The sequence below is a fragment of the Moorena sp. SIO3H5 genome (assembly GCF_010692395.1).
Lineage (GTDB): Bacteria > Cyanobacteriota > Cyanobacteriia > Cyanobacteriales > Coleofasciculaceae > Moorena.
In genome coordinates, this window is record NZ_JAAHHS010000029.1 from 27,179 (window position 1) to 47,859 (window position 20,681).

The window sequence follows — 20,681 nt, forward strand, 5'->3', positions numbered from 1 at the left end:
TTTGGCCAAGGTGGTGTGGTGGTTTGGTAGTTTGGTTCTGGGTCGGATTACCATATCATAATCAGATCATAGCCGTTGCCATGGGATCTGATATGGTAGGCAAGGTTAGAAGAATATAAGTTGTCACCACAATAGTTTAGGAGTAAAACGATGTCATTAGTTAACTCGACAATGTTGTCCTTAGGTACCAAAGCACCAGAGTTTCAGTTACCGGATGCAGTGTCTGGCGAGACGATTTCCTTAGAGACCTTTGCGGGTAAACAGGGGTTACTGGTCATGTTTATCTGCCGCCATTGTCCTTTTGTTAAACATATACAGGGAGAATTGGCTAAGTTAGGGAAAGACTATGCCGATGCTAATCTCGGTATGGTGGCGATTAGCGCTAATGATGCCGATAATTACCCCGATGATGCTCCCGATAAACTTAAGGAAATGGCTCAGGAGCTGGGATTCACTTTTCCCTTCTGTTATGATCAGACTCAGGAAACCGCTCAGGTGTATACAGCTGCTTGTACCCCAGATTTTTTCCTATTCGATGCTAACCAAGAGCTAGTTTACCGAGGTCAATTGGATGATAGTCGTCCTAGTAATGGTATACCAGTTACCGGTAAAGATTTACGAGCAGCTATTGATGCGGTGCTAGGGTCGCAACCGGTGAATTCTGATCAAAAGCCTAGTATTGGTTGCAATATTAAGTGGAAGCCGGGGAATGAACCAGCTTATTTTGGTGTTTGAGATGTTGTTGAATTGAGAATGCAGAATTAAGAATGCAGAATGTAGAATTAAGAAGGTAGAATTAAGAAGGTAGAATTAAGAAGGTAGAAGGTACAATTATTAATTTTAAATTCTCAATTATTAATTTTAAATTCTCAATTATTAATTTTAAATTCTCAATTCGCAAGTTCTTAATTCTTAATTCTTAATTCTTAATTATAATCCTCACCGAACTGAGAACTGCTAAAAGATTAGATATTATATTCCTCTGCCCATTTCTTTAGCTCCTCCAGAAATCTCAGAGCTGTTCGACCAAAATCTGTGATCTCATAGGCCACAGCAATGGGCTTGGTACTGATGACATTACGGTTGACTAAGCCCGTATCCTCCATTTCTCTTAGCCGCTGGGTCACCATTTTTTTGCTAGCTCCCCCGATCTGGCGCGCTAGATCGTTGAAGCGCATCGGGCCATCCTTGAGATGCCAAAGAATCGATCCTTTCCATTTGCCACCCAAAATCCTCATTCCACGCTCGATTGGACAGGGGCTGAGACAGGGGTCAATGGCGGTTTTGATGTCGATGTCACTATCAGTTTCGATGTCGATTACTGAACTCATTTTTTATACCTGGTTACTAAACGTATACTAGTTGACTATAGTAACTTTGATTTTTACTATGAAGCAATAACTGTACACATTATCTGATGGGGGGAAGTAATAGTGATGAAAACTTTGCTTTTGATTTTGGGCAAAGAAACTAAAGAGTTCGCTAAAGGCCGCTACAATCAAGGTCTTTTCGAGATAGCAGTGGATATATTGAAAGATCAATACGAGCTACTGACCACTGTTGTGGAACACGGCTACAACATCCCAGAGGAGATTGGGAAATTCAAGCAAGCTGATGCGGTCATCTTTCAGTACCCAGTGTACTGGTTCATGATGCCGTCAAGTTTAAAGCGTTACATAGACGATGTCTACGCTTATGGTGAATTCTTCGGGCACAGTAATGGCTCATACGGATCGGGTGGCCTGATGAATGGCAAGAAATTCATGCTATCCACTACATGGAATGCGCCCGCCGACGTCTTTAACAATCCCAATAGTTTTTTTGAAGGACTCTCACTAGAAGAGGTGCTGCTACCCATGCGTAAGAGTCATGAGTTTTGTGGCTTCAAGGAATTGCCCCATTTCGCCTGCTACAACGTCATCAAAAATCCAGAATTTGAGGCTGACCGAGACCGATACATCAGTCACCTAAAGATGGTGTTTCTTGACTCCGCCCATGATTTAGGTGTTGAACTAGCAGAGCCTCTGTCTGCTCCGTGCTCCAAAACTCATTAAAACTAACTGAAGCGTCAATATCTCATCTAAAGAAAAATCATGACAAAACAAGCTGAAATTCATCTCTACACTGCATCGACTATGAACGGATGGAAGCCGCTGATCTTTCTTGAAGAAGCAGAAGTGGACTATGAGATGACCTATATTGACTTTTCCAAAAAAGAACAAAAGTCAGACTGGTACAAATCTCTTAACCCTAACGGGCGTATCCCGACTATCGTTGATCGTGGTAATGACGATTTTGTGGTTTTTGAGTCGGGTGCAATTCTTTGGTATCTAGCTCAGAAATATGGGAAGTTCCTTCCCGAGGCAGAAAAAGCCCGATCCCAAGCACTTCAGTGGCTGATGTTTCAGATGAGTGGCATTGGACCGATGATGGGTCAGGCGATGTACTTCCAGCGGATTGCAGAACCTCAAGGGCATCGTGATGAATTTGCCATCAAGCGCTATGGGTCAGAATCACGCAGGCTGCTGGAAGTATTGGATCAGCAGCTTGAAGGGAAAAGTTATATCCTTGGTAATGACTTCACTATTGTAGATATGGCTACTTATCCTTGGGCACGAGCTTATTATTGGGCGAAAGTATCGGTGGATGGGCTGAATAACCTTCAAGGCTGGTTTGACCGTATTGATACCCGACCTGCAACTCAACGTGCACTAGAGATCCCCAAACCCTTTCCTGCCTTTTTTGGAAAAGGGGATGTAGCTGCGGCAGAAGCTGCTAATTCTGCACGTTTTAAAAATGATATTAAACCATAAGCCATGGATGATGGAAACAAAAATTAACACTCGGGGAAATAAAAATGTGATAAAATCCTAGTCGTTGATCAGGGAAGATTGGGCAAAGCAAAATTTTTGTCCAAGGTTTTTGTTTGCCAAAAATGTTGGTCAAAAATAAGCACATCCCTTGATTTGATCCAATAAAAGGCTATCTATAACCTTTTTGACTGTTTACAGTTAACTGTTAGCCGTTAACTATTGATTGCCCCGGGATCTTAATTTTAGGGTTAGATATAGAGGATTATTAAGGGATAAATTCTGTCAAAATCCTGAAGATTTGGGGAAAATTCAGCTCCTATCCTCTTGAGATCTGACCCCCTCAGTCTAAATCGAGCAATGTTACAGCTGTGCCGATCTTCCGGTGGTACGGTCGGGAGCAACTGTTGACAGTTAACGGTTCACACTGAACAGTGAACCAAACTATACACCTTATATCTTCTGTGATTAACACTGAAAAGTCAACCAAACTTTACAGGTTACATCTTCAGGTGCGCTCTTACCATTAAGAATTTAATTCTTAATAGTAAGAGCGCACCTAATTAACGTCTTATTAACACGAAAAACCAATGATTCGTTACCGACAAAAGAAAATTAGCATTTTGTTTGGCAGTCTCTTAATCGTTGGGGCATGGTGGTTACCTGTCCAAGCTCAACAGAGCACTAATTCACCCAATGAGCAAGAAGCGGTTACGACTGAAGATTCAACTATTCCGAAAGCGGTTACAACTGCAGATCCAACTATTCCGATTGAGGAGCTAGAGCTATTGCTCAAGCCATTCACTAAGGATGAGCTGGATGGTGAAGCTCAGGGGTGGATGTCCTTGCTTCAAACTAAAGTTAAAGAACTCAGCGATGCGGAAATTGCTGTCAAGCGCAAAAATCGAGAGCTTCAAAAAACTAAGGAAGCTGTTGATGCCCTAGAAGATGCCAAAAAGGCTCTTGAGGAAGGGACTGAGCCATCCCCATCAGGTGGCGTAAAAGCTAAAGAGGCGGCTTCTGAAGCACAGGAAGCTCTCGAAAAAGCTCAGGAGTCAGTAAAAGAAGCGGTCAAACAAGGAGAAAAGACCGAGCAGGATAAAACCTCGCAAGGGGCGATTGATCAAGCAGTTGAAGGTACTCAACAGCAGAAAGATAAAGCCAAAACCTCAAGCTCAGAAGAGGAAGTTGCTAAGGTTCAAGAGCAGATCGGGACAATTAGCAACAAAGCGGTTACGGATGAACAAGAGCAGAAAAAGACTGAACAGGGACTGGAAAAAGCCCAAGAAAACATAGAAGAAGCGGTCGATGCGAAGGCCGAAGTTAAAAAGCAAGTACTGCTTAACATGACCAGACTGCGGGAGGAACGCACTGCTTTGAGCGATCGCTTTGAGGTGGTACTTCAAGAGCTGGAACTCAAAGGCGGTGATGTCGAGTCTTACAAAAAATACATGGATGCCATCAGTGGGATTAAGGTAGACGTAAGCGACACTCAAGGAACCTGGATTACCATCGTCGGCTGGCTCCAGTCTAAAGAAGGAGGTCTGCGCTGGGCGAATAACATTGGCAAATGTATAGGAATCGTTGCTGGTTTTAGCATCCTCTCGGTGATCTTAGGGAAAATCCTTGAGAAATCGTTGTGGATGTTCCCGAATATGTCAGTGATGCTGGGTCAGTTCTTGGTTACTCTAACCCGCCAAGGATTAATTGTGGTAGGTATTATGTTAGGGATTACTGCCCTAGAGATCAGTATTGGTCCACTGATGGCTATGATTGGAGCTGCTGGTTTTGTGGTAGCCTTTGCGTTCCAAAGTACCCTCGGTAACTTTGCTAATGGCTTAATGATCTTGGTCTATAAACCTTTCGACGTGGGGGATAAGATTGAAGTAGCTGGGGTAAAAGGTACGGTGAAGGATGTCAACTTAGTTTGCACCACCATCAATACTTTGGAAAATAAAATCGTTATCTTGCCAAACAACTCAGTCTGGGGTAACGTTATTACGAACGAAAGCAGTAGCCCCGTCCGCGCTATGTTTCTCTCGATCAGGATCAGCTACCGCAATAGTATTCCTCAAGCGATCCAAGTTCTTAAGGATATTGCCAAGTCTCATCCTCTAGTATTGGAAGACCCTGGACCTTGGATTGATACCGGTGAATTGGCTGAATATGCTGTTAAGATTTGGTTTTTGGCATATACGAAGAAAGAGGATTACTGGAGTGCCTATTGTGACATCAGCCGAATTATAAAAGAAAGATTTGAACAAGAGGGAATTGTGATCCCACTGCCGAGGCAGGAAATATACATCAGCGAAGCAATGGCGTTGGAAAAGGGCAGTATGGCAAAAAGGCTTAAAGACAATGACCTTCCCCTAGAAGAAGTGATGCCCAGATAGCAACTCCTTGCGCTCCATAACTCTCTCCCCAAGGGTTAAACCACACATTCCGCCGATTAATTTGTAGTATGCAAAGTAGTACGCTAATCCTGTGTACCTTGGGGATTTTTTACATATGAATATTTAATTATATAATTATATATATTTTATAGGCTACACATAAATCTTGATAATTACTTAGTACACGGTGAAGTGCGGAATATTGGTTAAAGGATGCTCTAATTAGCAGCCAGGTAAATAAAGATATGATAAAATCCTAGTCGGTGCTCAGGGAAGATTGGCCAAAATTTTTGTCCAAGATGTAAGTTGGATGAAAAATTTTGGTAAAAAATAAGCATATCCCTTGATTTGAGCCAATAAAAGGCTATCTATACATTGTTGAATATTTACAGTTAACTGTAAATTTTTCACTATTTACAGGTGCATCTTAACTTTGTAAATCTATAACTCAAGAAACTGGAGAAGTGTTTTAGCCTTCAATGGTCGTATTTTTCCAAAAGCGGTGCAGCGAGGTAGCACGGTCTTGGGGAGCCAGCGCGGTCATGGGGGGAACCCCCACTCGCGGTCTGCCGTAGTTTCCCCCATTCGCGCTTGGGATCAAGACAGTGAGATGCAGCCACTATTGACTGCCCCCGGCTCTTCATTTCTTGGTTAGATACAGAGAATTAGAAAGGGATAAATTCTGTTAAAATCCCCAATATTTGCGGAAAATTCAGATCCGCTCCTCTGGTGCTCTACCCCCCTCAGTCTAAATCGAGCATGGAACAGCCCTGCCGATCTTCGGGGGGTAATGGGGGGAGCAACGGTTCACAGTCAACGGTTAACACTGAACAGTGAACCAAACTCTACACGTTACCTCTTCATTAACGTCTTATCAACACGAAAAACTAATGATTCGTTACCGACAAAAGAAAATTAGCATTTTGTTTGGCAGTCTCTTAATCGTTGGGGCATGGTGGTTACCTGTCCAAGCTCAACAAAGCACTAATGCACCTAATCAGAAAGCAGTTACAACTGCAGATCCAACTATTCCGATTGAGGAGCTAGAGCTATTGCTCAAGCCATTGACTAAGGATGAGCTAGAGGGTGAAGCTCAGGGCTGGATGTTCTTGCTTAAAACTAAAGTTAAAGAACTCAGCGATGCGGAAATTGCTGTCAAGCGCAAAAATCGAGAGCTTAAACAATCTCAGGAAGCTGTTGATGCCCTAGAAGATGCCAAAGAGGCTCTTGAGGAAGCCCAAGACACTAAAGAAAAAATAGAGACTGAGCCATCGCCATCAGCTTCCGTTGAAGCTAATGACGCGGCTTCTGAAGCACAGGAAGCTCTCGAAAAAGCTCAGGAGTCAGTAGAAGAAGCGGTCAAAGAAGAAGAAAAGACCCAGCAGAATAAAACCTTGCAAGGGGCGATTGATCAAGCAGTTGAAAGTACGGAAGAGGATAAAAATAAAGCCAAAACCTCAGACGAGGAAGTTGCTAAGGTTCAAGAGCAGATCGGGACAATTAGCAACAAAGTGGTTACGGATGAACAACAGCAGAAAAAGACTGAACTCGGACTTGACAAAGCTCAAGAAAAGATAGAAGAAGCGGTCGAGGCCAAGACCGAAGTTAAAAAGCAAGTACTGGTCAACATCACCAAACTGCGGGATGAACGCACTGCTTTGAGCGATCGCTTTGAGGTGGTACTTGAAGAGCTGGACACTAAAGGTGGTGATGTCGAGTTGTACAAAAAATACGTCAATGCCATCAGTGGGATTAAGGTTGACGTAACTGACACTCAAGGAACCTGGATTACCATTGTTGGCTGGCTCCAGTCTAAAGAAGGAGGTCTGCGCTGGGCGAATAACATTGCCAAATGTATAGGAATTATTGCTGGCTTTAGCATCCTCTCGGTGATATTAAGTACACTCCTCAAGAAATCTTTGGGAATGTTCCCAAATATCTCAGTTATGCTGGGTCAGTTCTTGGTTACTATCACCCGCCAAGGATTATTTGTGGTGGGTATTATGTTAGGGATTACTGCCCTAGAGGTCAGTATTGGTCCACTGATAGCTATGATTGGAGCTGCTGGTTTTGTGGTAGCCTTTGCGTTCCAAAGTACCCTTGGTAATTTTGCCAATGGGTTAATGATTTTGCTCTATAAACCTTTCGACGTGGGGGATATTATTGAAGTCGCTGGGGTAAAAGGTACGGTGAAGGATGTCAACTTAGTTTGCACCACCATCAATACTTTGGAAAATAAAATCATTATCGTGCCAAACAACTCAGTCTGGGGTAACGTTATTACGAACGAAACCAGTAGCCCTGTCCGCGCTATGTTTCTCTCGATCAGGATCAGCTACGGCAATAGTATTACTCAAGCGATCCAAGTTCTTAAGGATATTGCCAACTCTCATCCTTTAGTATTGGAAGACCCTGGACCTTGGATTGATACCGGTGAATTGGCTGAATATGCTGTTAAAATTTGGTTTGTGGCATATACGAAGAAAGAGGATTACTGGACTGCCTATTGTGACATCAGCCGAATTATAAAAGAAAGATTTGAACAAGAGGGAATTGTGATCCCATTGCCGAGGCAGGAAATATACATCAGCGAAGCAATGGCGTTGGAAGAGGGCAGTATGGCAAAAAGGTTTAAAGGCATGACGTTATCTTAGAAGAAGTCATGCCAAAATAAGCAACTGCAAAGCTTCATAGCGGTCTCTCCAAGGGTCAGACAGCTTGAATTTCTAGAATCTTCTGTAGAATGCGATCGCTCTCAACTGAATCCCAAATCCTGGTGAAATCAAGTCCGGTGAGCGCCTATCTGTGACTTGCTGCCGCCCAGAGGACTTGATCTTAAACTTGATATTAATTAGCGATCATGCTTTCTTGACAAATAGCCAAGTCCCAGAAAGATACCTAAGCCCAGGATAGTGGAGGGTTCAGGAACTGTTTGGGATTCGTTGAAGGCTCTGATCGCACTCTCAAAGAACCGACTTACTTGTTGGCGAGGGAGAACACCTGTGTTAAATAGGTCTGTGAGTGCTGTATCGACACAGGTTTCATATTCTAGTCGATTAGACCAGTACCCATCAAAGCTACAGGGAATTTCGGGGAAGAACAGTCGTTCAAAATTCCTAACATTGTAGAGTCGATTGCGAACTCCACCTGGCCAGAGTACTTCAAGAGTTCCTTGGAGACTAGACCCAAGACCAAAGTTGGCAGCTAAACTATCCTGGGAGGCATAGCTTGAACCACCTAGAATTGGCTGCATCACTGTCTGACCATTGTCTGGAGTAAAGAAAAACACAGCGCCAATGCCATCACGATTGACATGACCATCGGGTGTGAGACCAACGGTGCCTATGCCTTGCACTTCCACCCAGCCGTTACCATTATCGCCACTATTGATTTCTACAGAGAGGGTACCATCTGGTAGTTCCAACCCACTCCAAACCAATTCTCCAGGGTTCTCAGTGGGAACAAAAGTGGGTACAAACAGTGCTGTTTCGTCAAACGGTGAACCATAGGTGACGGAATAAGGCTGTAGGGGTATGGGTTCGGGGAAGTCAAAGTTAGACACCGAAACGATATCAGAGAAACCATCATGGTTGAGATCGCCAACGGCTACGCCGTGAACATTGCGCCGGATGTGGTTGGTAGAAGTAGCCAGTGCATTGGCATCGTAAGTGAAATTACCAGCACCATCATTTTCTAGAATCACACCTGGATTGGACGCATCTACAAAACGCCCGAAATCTAAAGCACCGTGAAAGATAATGTCTGTGTCACCGTCGTTGTCATAATCAGTTGTCGAGGTTCCCCAGCCAAAGGGCGTAGTCACTAGCTCACCCACGCCGGGGTCTGTAAAGCTGCCGTCTGCTTCCCCCAAAAACCAACGAGATGCCACCAACCCTGCGGGGACAGGGCGATTGAGAGCATAATCCCCTAAATTGCTGGCAAAAATATCCATGTTGCCATCGCTATTCAGGTCACCGAAGGAAAGACCCATCCATGCACCGGTTTGGTTTGTGTTAGCTTCTACGGTCACATCAGTAAAGTGTCCTGTGCCATCATTATTGAGAATGTGAATTAAACCGCGATCAACCCCACCTTGTTCTGCATTAGGAAAAGCGGCTTGGTCATCTGCATGGACAATATCAAGGTCTCCATCTAGGTCATAATCCACCATGGCAATCGCCCAGGTAATAGAAGCTGAGCCCGCTGCTTCTTCAGGGAAACCAGCCAGATTTGTAATGCCGGAGCTATTGCTGACGTCCACAAAAACGTTGTTGCCAGTGTTTAGAAATAGCTGATTATGCTCATTTCTGGCAAAGGGTTCCCTAGCAATGGGGATTTGATCGTCCCAGTTTGTGTAGGAATTGGCAATCACAATATCTAGGAGTCCATCCCCGTTGACATCCCCCATGGAGGCTGAGGTAGAGTACTTAGAACCGCCACCAATACTACTGGTTTCAGTAATGTCAATAAACGTGCCATCTCCCTGATTCTCGAAAAGCTGATTGGGTTGACCAGTTCCGAGAACCAATAAATCAAGGTCGCTGTCATTATCAATATCTCCATAGGCAACACCACTGCTGTCTTGATTAAAAGCAGCGACCCCTGCCGAGGAGGCTAAATCTAAGAATTTGACCTGACCAGTTTCCTGTAACTGATTGGAGTAAAGACTGTTGTTAGCACCAGGCCCGTTAGTGACATAGATGTCGAGGTCGTGGTCGCCATCAAAATCTAGAATTGCCACCCCAGGAGCCCCACGAGCTTTCCATGGCGTGGTAAGTATGTCCTGAAAGGTATAAATTGGCTGTTGTTTTAATGCATCGAAAATGGCGTTTCGTGGTGATGGGACACGACGATAGGTAATCCCAGCATTATCCCCTGCAGCGAGATCCGAAAAGGTGACATTACCATCAAGAGCGGTTTTCCCTTGCTCAAGGGAAGCATTAACTAGACCAGCGAAAGCTGCAGACGGTGACAAAAGAGGCTGTAAGCCACTGACCAAACAAGTAGCGAATATAAGCTTAGTGATTTTCATCCTTATGTTTTAGATTTCATATCAATTATTTCCACAATCTAGAACACCATAAACTACTACTCCTTAGCCCTAGCTTAAGACTATGGGGAGCGTAACTGTTCAGGATAATTTGGCTATCAAATTAACCGGGTAGAGTCGATAGTAAATGTTTTTTGATAAATGATGAACGGTATGATTTTTGCATCATTAGTCATTACCGATCACTAATTACTCATTACTAATTACCCATTAACAATTAACCGTAAGTGTAAGGCGCTGACCTAGGCTTAAGCTACTAGCTAGCGTCAAATCAACTATTTGATTTGAATGGCTGATTTATATCCAAGATTAAGTTTAGATCTAACTGAAACAAAAACTATTCAATTAAATTAAAATTTACAAAAACTTTAAATTGATCAAGATTAGTGATTTTAGCTCCCGTTATTTTGACCAGACTAACGCTTACACTACTACAACTTTCCCACTACTGCTATATCTATCAGGAAACTTGTACAACTGGCACAGAACTTACCGATAGTTGGTAGCAAAGCTTCTAGCATAACCAATAAAGTTACCACCGGAGAATTTCCAATGCTCAAGACTGACTCTGGTCAAAATCCCCTATTAGCTTTGCTACTGCTAGTTCCTGCTGCGAGTATCGGTGTAGCAATGGCACTATATATTGCTCCAGGATTCTTAGGGCAGGCAGTATTCTCATGTTGCAAAGTCTGGTTACTAGCACTGCCCCTTGCTTGGTTTTTCTGGGTGGATCGTGGCAAGTTACGCTTATCCTGGCCGAAGCGCCAGGAGTTGTTGACTGGAACTATTTTGGGACTGTTGATGTTTGGGATCATCCTTGGGGCTTATTGGCTTTTCGGTCAGCACTGGATTGATAAGACGGATGTTCAAACTAAAGCCCAAGAAGCTGGGATAACTAGTGCATACATTTACCTACTTGGGGCGATGTATTGGACTTTGATTAATGCGTTCTTGGAAGAGTATATCTGGCGTTGGTTTGTCTGGAGCAAGTGCCAGATTCTCATCCCAGGACTTGGGTCAGTATTACTTTGTGCATTACTGTTTACCCTCCATCATATTATTGCTTTAACCTTTTACACCCAAGATTGGCTGGTGGTCATCCTTGGCTCATTAGGGGTGTTCATGGCTGGAGCTGTATGGTCGTGGTGCTATCTAACCTACCGTTCCATCTGGTCTGGTTATGTTAGTCATATTCTGGCTGATTTAGCGATCGCATTTGTCGGTTGGCAACTTTTATTTGGGTAGCGAAGCTATTGACTAGACTTCTTGCAGTTGTGGGGAACAGGGAACAGGGAACAGGGAACAGGGAACAGTGGACAAGAATTGACGCAAAGCATCAAGAACACTATCAGAAAACTAATTTTGCAAGAGGTCTACTCAGGATAATTATCCTTAATACAAATCTCCCTATCTCCCCATCTCCCCACCCTGCCATTAATTATGGTTATTCAACCGGACTTGATATTAGGTTTCATATATCGGGTACCAGAGGTACAGGTTTCTTGAATTTCAACGGCATACAATCCTGGTAAACCGGCTTCTTCAAGTCGCTCAAAAACCCACTTAGCGATCGCTTCACTACTAGGATTCTCCAAGCCGGTGGTTTCATTGAGGTAATAATGATCCAAAAAGTTATCCAACAGAGGCTTGAGATAGGTCTTGATATCACCATAGTCCATTATCATCCCCTGTTTGGAGCCCTCCTCAATTAGTTGATTACCTTTGACATATACTCGCCCCACCCAGCTATGGCCATGTAACCGACTACATTTGCCGTCATGATGGGGAAGGCGATGAGCAGCTTCAAACCGAAACTCCTTGTAAATTAACCATTCTTCCATCATTTAGAATTAAGAATTAAGAATTAAGAATTATCTTACACTTCATATAAAACAATCTATTGAGTTTAACCTAATTATAATAAGTAATCTAGACAAATTAATATAAAAGAGAACAGGTGACCGGATAAAATAGAGTGGATTATGGTAAAAATTTATAATAACTTAAGATCATTTTTAATCATTTAGTTTAAAATCATAATCAAGTTTTAATCCACCCATAAACGGTTACCAAAGTTGCTGATATCTATCGCTATTTTCAAGATAGCATGAAGTCCGATAAAAGCGATGCATCCCTACTCCCTACTCCCTGTGCTATACCATAAACGGAAGGAACCAAGGGAAGTTGATATCACCGATGACTAAGATGCGAACAGAAACCGATAGCATGGGGGAAATCGAAGTTCCTGCTAATCGGTATTGGGGCGCTCAAACTCAGCGATCGCTAAAATATTTCTCGATTGGACAAGACTTTATCCCTGCGGAAGTCATAACAGCGATGGCTATTCTGAAAAAAGCGGCTGCTCTGACTAACTCTGAACTGGGTAAACTACCAGAGGATAAAGCTAAGTTAATCATTGAAGCAGCAACAGAGGTGATCGAAGGCCAGCTAGACGGTAACTTCCCTCTCCGTGTTTGGATGACTGGTAGTGGTACCCAGTGCAACATGAACGTGAACGAGGTGATTGCTAATCGTGGGATTGAACTAGCTGGGGGGGTGATGGGTAGCAAAAACCCAATTCATCCCAATGACCACGTCAATATGTCCCAATCTTCTAATGATACCTTTCCCACGGCTATGCACATCGCGTCAGCGGTAGCCTTTCATGAGCGACTGATGCCCAAGGTAAGGAAAATGCGGGATGCTCTAGAGGAGAAGGCGAAAGCATGGGATAGTATAGCGAAAATTGGGCGCACTCACCTTCAAGATGCTGTACCGTTAACCTTGGGTCAAGAGTTTTCCGGTTACGTTGCCCAGCTAGATGCTAATTTAGCACGGATAGACTCTGTGCTTCCTGGCTTATACGAGTTGGCGATTGGTGGAACGGCGGTCGGGACTGGGTTAAATGCTGGCAAGGGGTTTGCTGAAAAGGCTGCTGAGCATATTGCTAAGTTGACCGGCTTGCCCTTTGTGTCTGCTCCTAACAAGTTTGCGGCTCTAGCAGCTCATGATGAGATGGTTATGGCTAGCGGTGCCCTGAAAACCCTAGCGTGCTCGTTATTGAAGATTGCTAATGATATCCGTTTCCTAGGGTGTGGACCACGCTGCGGATTTGGGGAACTGAAACTGCCATCCAATGAGCCAGGGTCTTCGATTATGCCAGGGAAAGTTAATCCGACCCAGTGCGAAGCGATGACTATGGCAGCTACTCAGGTGATGGGCTACGATAGTGCGATCGCATTTGCTGGTGCTCAGGGGCACTTTGAATTGAATACCTTTAAGCCTATGATTGTGTTCAACTTGCTCCAATCTGTCCATCTACTTGCTGACAGCTGCAACAATTTTACTGACTTCCTGCTCAAGGGACTAGAACCGAATCGAGAGAAAATCCAGTATTTCCTGGAACAGTCCCTGATGCTAGTCACTGCTTTGAGTCCAATCATCGGTTACGACAAAGCAGCAGAAGTGGCGCACCATGCTTCTGAGAAGAACCTTACCCTGAAAGCAGCTTGCCTAGAATTAGGCTATGTTTCTGCTGTTGAGTTTGACCAGATTGTTGATCCCTATCGGATGGCCTATCCCTTTGATTAGTCATTTTTAGGGAGTAGGGAGTAGGGAGTAGGGAGTAGGGAGTCGGTGGAAGCGTGGTAAGTGTGGTAGATGTGGTAAATGTGGTAGGTGTGGGGATAGGGGGGAGATTTGTATAGCACTACGCATTAAAGTTAGGACATTGATACAAGCAGCAAAAGCTGTTTTAGTCAACTTTTAGGTGCGACCCGTGGCGAATTTAATTTTTAATGGGTCAAGCGCACCTTTGCATGCATGCCTCTTGCCGTCTTGATGCAGTCGCTCATGGGGGAAACCACGGCAGTCGCTCATGGGGGAGACCCCCAAGACCGCGCTGCCTCCCCAAGACCGCGCTGCATCGCTCTTGCCTCTTGCCTTGTAAATGCTATATTGAGCAATTCTAAGAAACCTTTAAGTTTAAACTGATAAGGATAATCTTAGCAATTTTACAATGTTTGATTTTAATATCCTATTTGATTTCTCCCGTAACCATTGTGTAGCCATCTGTGCCATTTTAGTTCCTGCTAATTTGCTGCTGACCTTACAAACCATCATTTTCACTGTGATTGGTTATCCCCAAGTTCAGGTGCGGAAAGCTGCTTTAGTGGCGTGCATCCCAGCTTTGGTAATGCTATTCCATGTGTATAGTTGGTTGATGATTGGAGTAGTGATGGCTCCGACCTACATTCTGTTTTTTTTAGCAGCTGTCTGCTTAAGTATTAATTTTTGGGCAATTAACTATTATGGTAGGTTAGTTTATTCTAGGGAATAGGGAATAGGGAACAGGGAATAGGGAACAGGGAATAGGGAACAGGGAACAGGGAACGGGGAACAGGGAACAGGGAACAGGGGTACACAAGTCGTGATTTTGGCGTTGCTTAATAATGGAATGATTTTAAGACTCAGGTAGAATGGGCATCTTGCCAGTTTCAATAAATATTTTCGCGCGGGCAGGATGCCCACTCTACTCCTATTCATTCCAAGACTGACGCAACGCCGTGATTTTAGCTTCGGTTACCTTGACCAGACCAACGCCTACTCCCTACACCCTACACCCTACTCCCTACTCCCTACTCCCTACTCCCTACTCCCCATCTGGTTCATCTTTACCGTTGATTTGTTGGTTACGGTTCGAGCGATTCCATCGTAAGGATTCGGTTAAGTCATCATCGATGTGGAAAATAGCTTGTACCGGTCCGTAGCGTTCTTGAATTCCCCCCTGAATCCGTTCAGCAATCAGGGAAATGACTCCTGAGAACTCTGGATGCACGACCAAATGCATTTCAACATACATGAAGCGTCCTACAACACCCCGGCACTGAATTTGATCACAGCGAGTGACACCTCCAACTTGATGGGCTATGTTAGCGATCGCTTCTGGATCAATGGGAGTTTGTTTGACTAGCAGGGGCAACTGCCAGTTGATAACTTTCCAACAATTTTTCCCGGCAAAGAGCACCAGCACAGTACTCAGTAGTGGATCCAGCCATAGGAAACCTCGGGAAACTCCCCAAAGCCCACCGAGTACTAGTATAGTTAAGCCCACATCCTGAAGCATTTGAGCGGCCTGAAACCGTAGGGTAGGACTCCTGACCACTTTAGCTTGGTAAATCATCAGGCAAGACCAACCAAGGCTCATGGCTAACACGGCTCCCAACAGCTGTGCTAAGGGTAAACTGAGCCGGACAGGAATAGTTAAGGTTCCTCCCTGAATCAGGGTTAGTAACTGCTGAGAGGACAGTAGGCACAAATTTCCCCCAGCAAAGCCGAAAAAGGCAATTAGCACAAAGGTAATCACGGTTTCCCGTTTACCATGACCATAGACTGACAGATCTGGCGGATTGTCAAAGGTAGTGATCATCAGCAAATTGACAAGGGTATTAAAGCAAATTAATAGGGTGAACAGGGATTCCCCCATCAGACTGAGCGATTGGGTAGCCCAAGCTGCTGACACCTTGACTGATAAAACAAACAAGCTGAGCCAGAGGGTAATGAATAATACCAGACGACTAGTCTGATCGCGGTTTGGTCCTTCGGTCATGGCCTGAAGGTAACAGATGTCGATTACCTTCACATTATCTTGGATTACCCTATTATTTATTGAGGCATCAGGCAATTATGCCATTTTATGGCAGTTCTTAATGGTTTTGGGGAGTTGGGAGTGGGGTGTGGGGAGTTGGGTGTGGGGTGTGGGGGTACAGACAAGCGATGCAGAGTGCGACAATCAAGCGAATTTAATTACGGGTCAAGCGCACCGAGGGAGTAGGCAAGAGGCAAGAGGCAAGAGGCAAGAGGCAAGAGGCAATGCTGACTTCAGACTTCAGACTTCAGACTTCAGACTTCTAACTTCTAATGTTACCTAGTCTGGAGGAAAGGGGAAATCTATATAGTGAGTCCGGTTGAATTGGTCCGATTGGCCGTATCCCCTCACCTAGGTATGTCACCCATGAACACAACTCCTCCCAAGATTAAAGGCTATTGCATCACTGACCTGGTCTACCATGGGTCGAGAACTGTAGTTTATCGTGGCACTAGGACCAATGACCAAAAACCAGTAGTACTAAAACTCCTCAATAATCCCTATCCCACCTTCCAGGAACTGGTCCAGTTCCGCAATCAGTACACCATTGCCAAAAATCTTGACCATCCCGGCATTATCAAAATCTATAGCTTGGAGTCCTACCAAAATACGTTGGTATTGGTGATGGAAGACTTTGGTGGCATCTCCATCGAAGAGTATACCACCTTAAGCTTTGACCTCAGAAATATACAGGAATTTCTCGACATCGCCATCCAAATAGCCTCGATCCTGGATGAACTCTATCGCCACCGAGTCATCCATAAAGACATCAAGCCTAGGAATATCCTGATTAATCCCACTACCAGTCACGTCAAACTGATTGACTTCAGTATTGCCTCCTTACTGCCCAAAGAAAGCCAAATCCTAATTAGCCCTAACTGCCTCGAAGGTACCCTAGCTTATCTGTCTCCGGAACAAACTGGACGAATGAATCGGGGAATTGACTACCGCAGTGACTTTTATTCGACGGGGATAACCTTCTACAAGCTGCTCAGCACAGAGTTACCCTTTAGCACTACTGACCCGATGGAGTTGGTTCACTGTCATATTGCTAAACAACCAGTAGCTGCACACGAGCGTAACCGAGCTATTCCCCCAATCCTGTCGGAAATTATCAGTAAACTGATGGCAAAAAATGCTGAAGACCGTTATCAGAGTGCTTTGGGGCTCAAGTATGACTTAGAACAGTGTTCGGAACAGTGGCACAGATTTGGGGCGATCGCTGATATTAAGTTGGGCAGTCGAGATATTTGTGATCGCTTCGTAATTCCGGAAAAACTCTACGGGCGTCAAGGCGAAGTAGATACCCTACTCGCCACCTTTGAGCGAGTTACTCAAGGAGCTACAGAAATGATTCTGGTAGCGGGCTTTTCCGGCATTGGTAAAACCGCTGTAGTCAATGAAGTCCAAAAACCGATTGTGCGGCAGCGGGGTTACTTCATCCAAGGTAAGTTTGACCAGTTCCAGCGTAATATTCCCTTTAGTGCCATAGTCGTTGCACTGCGGGACTTGATGGAACAATTACTCACCGAAACTGATGCCCAACTGCAACAGTGGAAAGCACAAATTCTGTCTGCTGTGGGTGAGAATGGCCAAGTGATGGTGGATGTGATTCCAGAATTAGAAGGGATTATCGGCAAACAGCCTCCTGCTCCTGAACTGTCTGGTACGGCAGCCCAAAATCGGTTTAATTTGCTCTTTAGTAAATTTATCCAAGTGTTCACCACTAAGGAACATCCCCTGGTGATTTTCCTCGATGACTTGCAGTGGGCAGATTCTGCTTCGTTGAAGTTACTGCAATTGTTGATAGCAGAAACTAATACCATACATCTACTGCTAATTGGTGCTTATCGAGATAATGAGGTAAATCCTACTCATCCGTTGATGGTCACCTTGTCCGAGATGGCCAACCTTGGCGTTTCACTCAATACCATTACCCTTGAACCCCTGAGCAAATCCGACTTAAACCATCTGATTGCCGATACCCTGACTTGTGGGATAGAACTGGCGGAACCCCTAACCGAACTAGTGGCTCAGAAAACCAAAGGAAATCCGTTTTTTGCTACCCAATTCCTGAAATCCCTCCATCACGACCGATTAATCACTTTTAATTTTGAGCAAGGGTATTGGCAGTGCGACATCGCTGAAATTAGATGCTTGGCCCTCACGGATGATGTGGTTGAATTTATGGCACTGCAGTTACAAAAGTTGCCAAAAGAAACTCAGGATGTCTTAAAACTAGCGGCTTGTATTGGCCACCAATTTGATTTAGATACCCTGGCCATTATCCATGATAAATCTCCAACTGAGACGGCAACTTCTTTATGGAAATCTCTGCAAGAAGGGTTGGTGTTACCCACCACGGAAATTTACAAATTTTTTACTGTTAATAGTAATTCCCCATCAAACACTGAAGAAAAATTATCCCAAAGCTCAATCCCGAATCACCAATCCCCAAGTTACAAGTTTTTACATGACCGAGTCCAGCAAGCGGCTTATTTTCTGATTCCTGAAGACCAGAAACAGTTAACTCACCTAACCATTGGGCAACTGCTGTTGAAAAATATCCCCACAGCAGAACGAGAAGAAAAGATTTTTGATATTGTCAATCAGTTAAATTATGGTCTGGAGTTAATTAAAGATCAAGCACAGCGAGATGAATTAGCTCAATTAAATCGTATTGCTGGAGAAAAAGCCAAGGGGGCCACGGCCTATGGGGCGGCTTTTAACTATTTAACAGTAGGTCTGGAATTGCTAGGGGAAAATAGCTGGCAACATCAGTATGACCTTAGCTTAGCTCTATATCAAGGTGCCGCCGAGGCCGCATACCTCAATACCGACTTTGAACAGATGGAGCAACTGGTAATGGTAGTTTTGGCACAAGGGAAAACACTACTGGACAAAATCACTGTCTATCAAGTCTTGATTGACGCCTATAAAGCCCAAAATCAGCTTGAGCAAGCCATTACCACCGGGCTGCAAGTGCTGAACCTATTGGGGATAGAACTGCCCCAACAGCCCAGTCCAGAAGATATTGAGCTGGCTCTAAACCAAACACAATCAGCTTTAGACGGTAAAGAGATTGAGGAGTTAATGGATTTTCCGGTGATGAGCGCACCGGAAAAACTAGCGGCGATGACTATTCTCTCGCGACTCGCACCAATTACTTATATGACCCTACCTCTACTGTATCCGTTACTGGCTTTGAAACAGGTCAATCTCTCCGTGCAAGAGGGGAATTCTGCTCTGTCTGCTGTGTGCTATGCACATTATGGCATCTTGCTCTGGCAGGTCGGAGATATCAATGGCAACTATCGCTTCGGTCAACTGGCTCTGGAGTTATTAGCACGGTTCAATGCTAAACAGCTTAAATGTACAGTACTGTATGTGGTCAATATCACCATAAAGCCCTGGAAAATGCATGTCAAAGAAACATTAACCTCGTTGCTAGACGCTTACTCTGTCGGGATAGAAACTGGAGATTTTGACAACTCTGCCGCCTCTGCGTTGATGTACTTAGAACATTCCTTTTGGCTCGGCAAAGAGCTGACTGAGCTTGACCAGACCTGTGCCAACTATCATCAAAGGATTGATCAACTCAAGCAAGAGATCCCACGTCAGCTTATTGCCATCACCTGGCAAGCAGTCTTAAACTTACTAGGACAAGCTGAAAATTCTTGCTGTTTAAAAGGTGAAGTCTACGACGAAGAGATCATGCTCCCGCTCCATCAGGAGTTCAATAACCTCAGGGCACTTTACACCCTACACCTGAATAAATTATTTCTCTGTTATCTATTTCAGGATTATCAGCAAGCTTCGCAACAAGCCACCATTACCGAAAATTATATAGATGGAGTACCAGCCCTTTTCATTTTTGCCCTTTTCTATTGGTACGATTCTCTAACTCGCTTAGCTCTCTATCCTAAACAGAATCACGCTCAACAAAAACAAAGTTTAGATAAGATAGCTAAAAATCAACACAAGCTCAAAACATGGGCAGACCATGCCCCGATGAATTATTTGCACAAATTTTATTTAGTCGAAGCCGAGCGCTATCGTGTTTTGGGTCAAAAGCTGGAAGCCATAGAGTATTATGACCGCGCTATTGCTGGAGCAAAGGAAAACCAATACATCCAAGAAGAAGCCTTGGCTAATGAACTGGCGGCTAAATTCTATTTGGAGTGGGGTAAAGAAACTATTGCCCAAGCCTACCTAACTCGTGCCTACTATGGTTATAGCCACTGGGGCGCAAAGGCTAAGGTGGAGGATTTAGAAATTCGCTATCCCCAATTTCTCAGTGCCATTCTTACCCAGAAAACTGTCAATATCAGCACCGACGAGACGCTCACAAACCTTACCACTCAAGGAGTTAATACCACCACTAGCAATGCTTCAAGCACTTTGGATTTAGCTACGGTGATCAAAGCCGCCCAAGCTCTATCTGGGGAAATCCAGCTTGATCAGTTGCTCTCGACGTTGATGCAAGTGGTGATGGAAAATGCTGGAGCTGACAAATGTGCTCTGATTTTGGTTAAAGGTGAGAGGTTAGTGCTCCAGGCTATGAAAACCGCTAATCAACTCGCTTTAGTGGAATCTATGCCAGTAGAAGAAAGCCCAGATATTCCCCAAAGTGCGATCAATTATGTTAAGCGGAAATTGGAAACCTTAGTTATCAATGATATTACCGTTGAGACTATCTTAGCTGCTGACCCCTATTTTATTCGTCAGCAACCCCGGAGTCTGATGTGTAGTCCCATCATCAATCAAGGTCAACTAATTGA

19 protein-coding genes are annotated in these 20,681 nt (G+C 44.3%); 13 read left to right on the forward strand and 6 right to left on the reverse strand.

Translation table 11 applies throughout. The features are described 5' to 3' along the window. Positions 1-150: 150 nt before the first annotated feature. The gene (locus F6K52_RS05265; RefSeq protein WP_293075051.1) at positions 151-735 is read left to right on the forward strand and encodes a thioredoxin family protein; all 585 of its coding nucleotides are present in this window, start codon (positions 151-153) and stop codon (positions 733-735) included. A gap of 230 nt (positions 736-965) precedes the next feature. On the opposite strand, the gene F6K52_RS05270 is transcribed toward F6K52_RS05265, so the two are convergent. Next, positions 966-1,331 carry a helix-turn-helix domain-containing protein gene (locus tag F6K52_RS05270; protein ID WP_293075054.1) on the reverse strand — a complete coding sequence of 122 codons (366 nt, stop codon included), beginning with the start codon at positions 1,329-1,331 and terminating at the stop codon, positions 966-968. Between the two features lie 105 nt (positions 1,332-1,436). Here F6K52_RS05270 and F6K52_RS05275 point away from each other — a divergent pair, with 105 nt between their 5' ends. The 5 genes from F6K52_RS05275 to F6K52_RS05295 all read left to right on the forward strand — a co-directional run bounded on the left by F6K52_RS05275 (position 1,437) and on the right by F6K52_RS05295 (position 7,857). Further along, positions 1,437-2,054 carry an NAD(P)H-dependent oxidoreductase gene (locus tag F6K52_RS05275; protein WP_293075057.1) on the forward strand — a complete coding sequence of 206 codons (618 nt, stop codon included), beginning with the start codon at positions 1,437-1,439 and terminating at the stop codon, positions 2,052-2,054. A 39-nt stretch (positions 2,055-2,093) separates the two neighbouring features. Beyond that, complete coding sequence (locus F6K52_RS05280; RefSeq protein ID WP_293075060.1) at positions 2,094-2,813, forward strand: glutathione S-transferase family protein; 720 nt, start codon at positions 2,094-2,096, stop codon at positions 2,811-2,813. A gap of 587 nt (positions 2,814-3,400) precedes the next feature. After that, positions 3,401-5,203, forward strand: coding sequence for a mechanosensitive ion channel domain-containing protein (locus F6K52_RS05285; RefSeq protein ID WP_293075062.1), 1,803 nt, complete (start codon positions 3,401-3,403; stop codon positions 5,201-5,203). Between the two features lie 502 nt (positions 5,204-5,705). Continuing rightward, positions 5,706-5,858 (forward strand): hypothetical protein, encoded by a 153-nt coding sequence (locus F6K52_RS05290; protein WP_293075065.1) that lies wholly within the window; start codon positions 5,706-5,708, stop codon positions 5,856-5,858. Between the two features lie 178 nt (positions 5,859-6,036). Beyond that, on the forward strand, positions 6,037-7,857 hold the full coding sequence (locus F6K52_RS05295) for a mechanosensitive ion channel domain-containing protein (protein WP_293075067.1): 1,821 nt from the start codon (positions 6,037-6,039) through the stop codon (positions 7,855-7,857). A gap of 197 nt (positions 7,858-8,054) precedes the next feature. Here F6K52_RS05295 and F6K52_RS05300 read toward each other — a convergent pair whose 3' ends face one another. Continuing rightward, positions 8,055-10,235: a CRTAC1 family protein gene (locus tag F6K52_RS05300; RefSeq protein ID WP_293075070.1), complete on the reverse strand. Its 2,181-nt coding sequence runs from the start codon at positions 10,233-10,235 to the stop codon at positions 8,055-8,057. Between the two features lie 570 nt (positions 10,236-10,805). Here F6K52_RS05300 and F6K52_RS05305 point away from each other — a divergent pair. Continuing rightward, positions 10,806-11,498 (forward strand): CPBP family intramembrane glutamic endopeptidase, encoded by a 693-nt coding sequence (locus F6K52_RS05305; RefSeq protein ID WP_293075073.1) that lies wholly within the window; start codon positions 10,806-10,808, stop codon positions 11,496-11,498. Between the two features lie 203 nt (positions 11,499-11,701). Here the strand turns inward: F6K52_RS05305 and queD are convergent, their stop codons facing one another. Continuing rightward, on the reverse strand, positions 11,702-12,094 hold the full coding sequence (queD, locus tag F6K52_RS05310) for a 6-carboxytetrahydropterin synthase QueD (protein WP_149031448.1): 393 nt from the start codon (positions 12,092-12,094) through the stop codon (positions 11,702-11,704). A gap of 355 nt (positions 12,095-12,449) precedes the next feature. Here queD and fumC point away from each other — a divergent pair, with 355 nt between their 5' ends. Beyond that, positions 12,450-13,844, forward strand: a complete 1,395-nt coding sequence (gene fumC / locus F6K52_RS05315) for a class II fumarate hydratase (RefSeq protein WP_293075076.1) — start codon at positions 12,450-12,452, stop codon at positions 13,842-13,844. Here fumC and F6K52_RS05320 read toward each other — a convergent pair. Next, on the reverse strand, positions 13,841-13,963 hold the full coding sequence (locus F6K52_RS05320; protein ID WP_293075078.1) for a hypothetical protein: 123 nt from the start codon (positions 13,961-13,963) through the stop codon (positions 13,841-13,843). The two genes, fumC and F6K52_RS05320, sit on opposite strands and share 4 nt — an antisense overlap. A gap of 130 nt (positions 13,964-14,093) precedes the next feature. Here F6K52_RS05320 and F6K52_RS05325 point away from each other — a divergent pair, with 130 nt between their 5' ends. Both F6K52_RS05325 and F6K52_RS05330 read left to right on the forward strand, forming a co-directional pair. Next, complete coding sequence (locus F6K52_RS05325) at positions 14,094-14,246, forward strand: hypothetical protein (protein ID WP_293075080.1); 153 nt, start codon at positions 14,094-14,096, stop codon at positions 14,244-14,246. A 25-nt stretch (positions 14,247-14,271) separates the two neighbouring features. Continuing rightward, positions 14,272-14,592, forward strand: a complete 321-nt coding sequence (locus F6K52_RS05330; RefSeq protein WP_293075082.1) for a hypothetical protein — start codon at positions 14,272-14,274, stop codon at positions 14,590-14,592. Here F6K52_RS05330 and F6K52_RS05335 read toward each other — a convergent pair. Beyond that, on the reverse strand, positions 14,577-14,783 hold the full coding sequence (locus F6K52_RS05335) for a hypothetical protein (RefSeq protein WP_293075084.1): 207 nt from the start codon (positions 14,781-14,783) through the stop codon (positions 14,577-14,579). The two genes, F6K52_RS05330 and F6K52_RS05335, sit on opposite strands and share 16 nt — an antisense overlap. Between F6K52_RS05335 and F6K52_RS05340 the strand changes: the two genes are divergently transcribed. After that, positions 14,776-14,970, forward strand: a complete 195-nt coding sequence (locus F6K52_RS05340) for a hypothetical protein (RefSeq protein WP_293075086.1) — start codon at positions 14,776-14,778, stop codon at positions 14,968-14,970. The two genes, F6K52_RS05335 and F6K52_RS05340, sit on opposite strands and share 8 nt — an antisense overlap. On the opposite strand, the gene F6K52_RS05345 is transcribed toward F6K52_RS05340, so the two are convergent. Then, the gene (locus tag F6K52_RS05345; protein ID WP_293075088.1) at positions 14,905-15,861 is read right to left on the reverse strand and encodes a cation transporter; all 957 of its coding nucleotides are present in this window, start codon (positions 15,859-15,861) and stop codon (positions 14,905-14,907) included. The two genes, F6K52_RS05340 and F6K52_RS05345, sit on opposite strands and share 66 nt — an antisense overlap. Before the next feature lie 16 nt (positions 15,862-15,877). Between F6K52_RS05345 and F6K52_RS05350 the strand changes: the two genes are divergently transcribed. Together F6K52_RS05350 and F6K52_RS05355 are read left to right on the forward strand one after the other, a co-directional pair. Then, entirely contained in the window at positions 15,878-16,183 is a 306-nt protein-coding gene (locus tag F6K52_RS05350) for a hypothetical protein (RefSeq protein ID WP_293075090.1), read from the forward strand. 83 nt (positions 16,184-16,266) lie between these two features. Next, positions 16,267-20,681: AAA family ATPase (locus F6K52_RS05355; protein WP_293075093.1), on the forward strand; the 4,415-nt coding region annotated here is incomplete at its 3' end.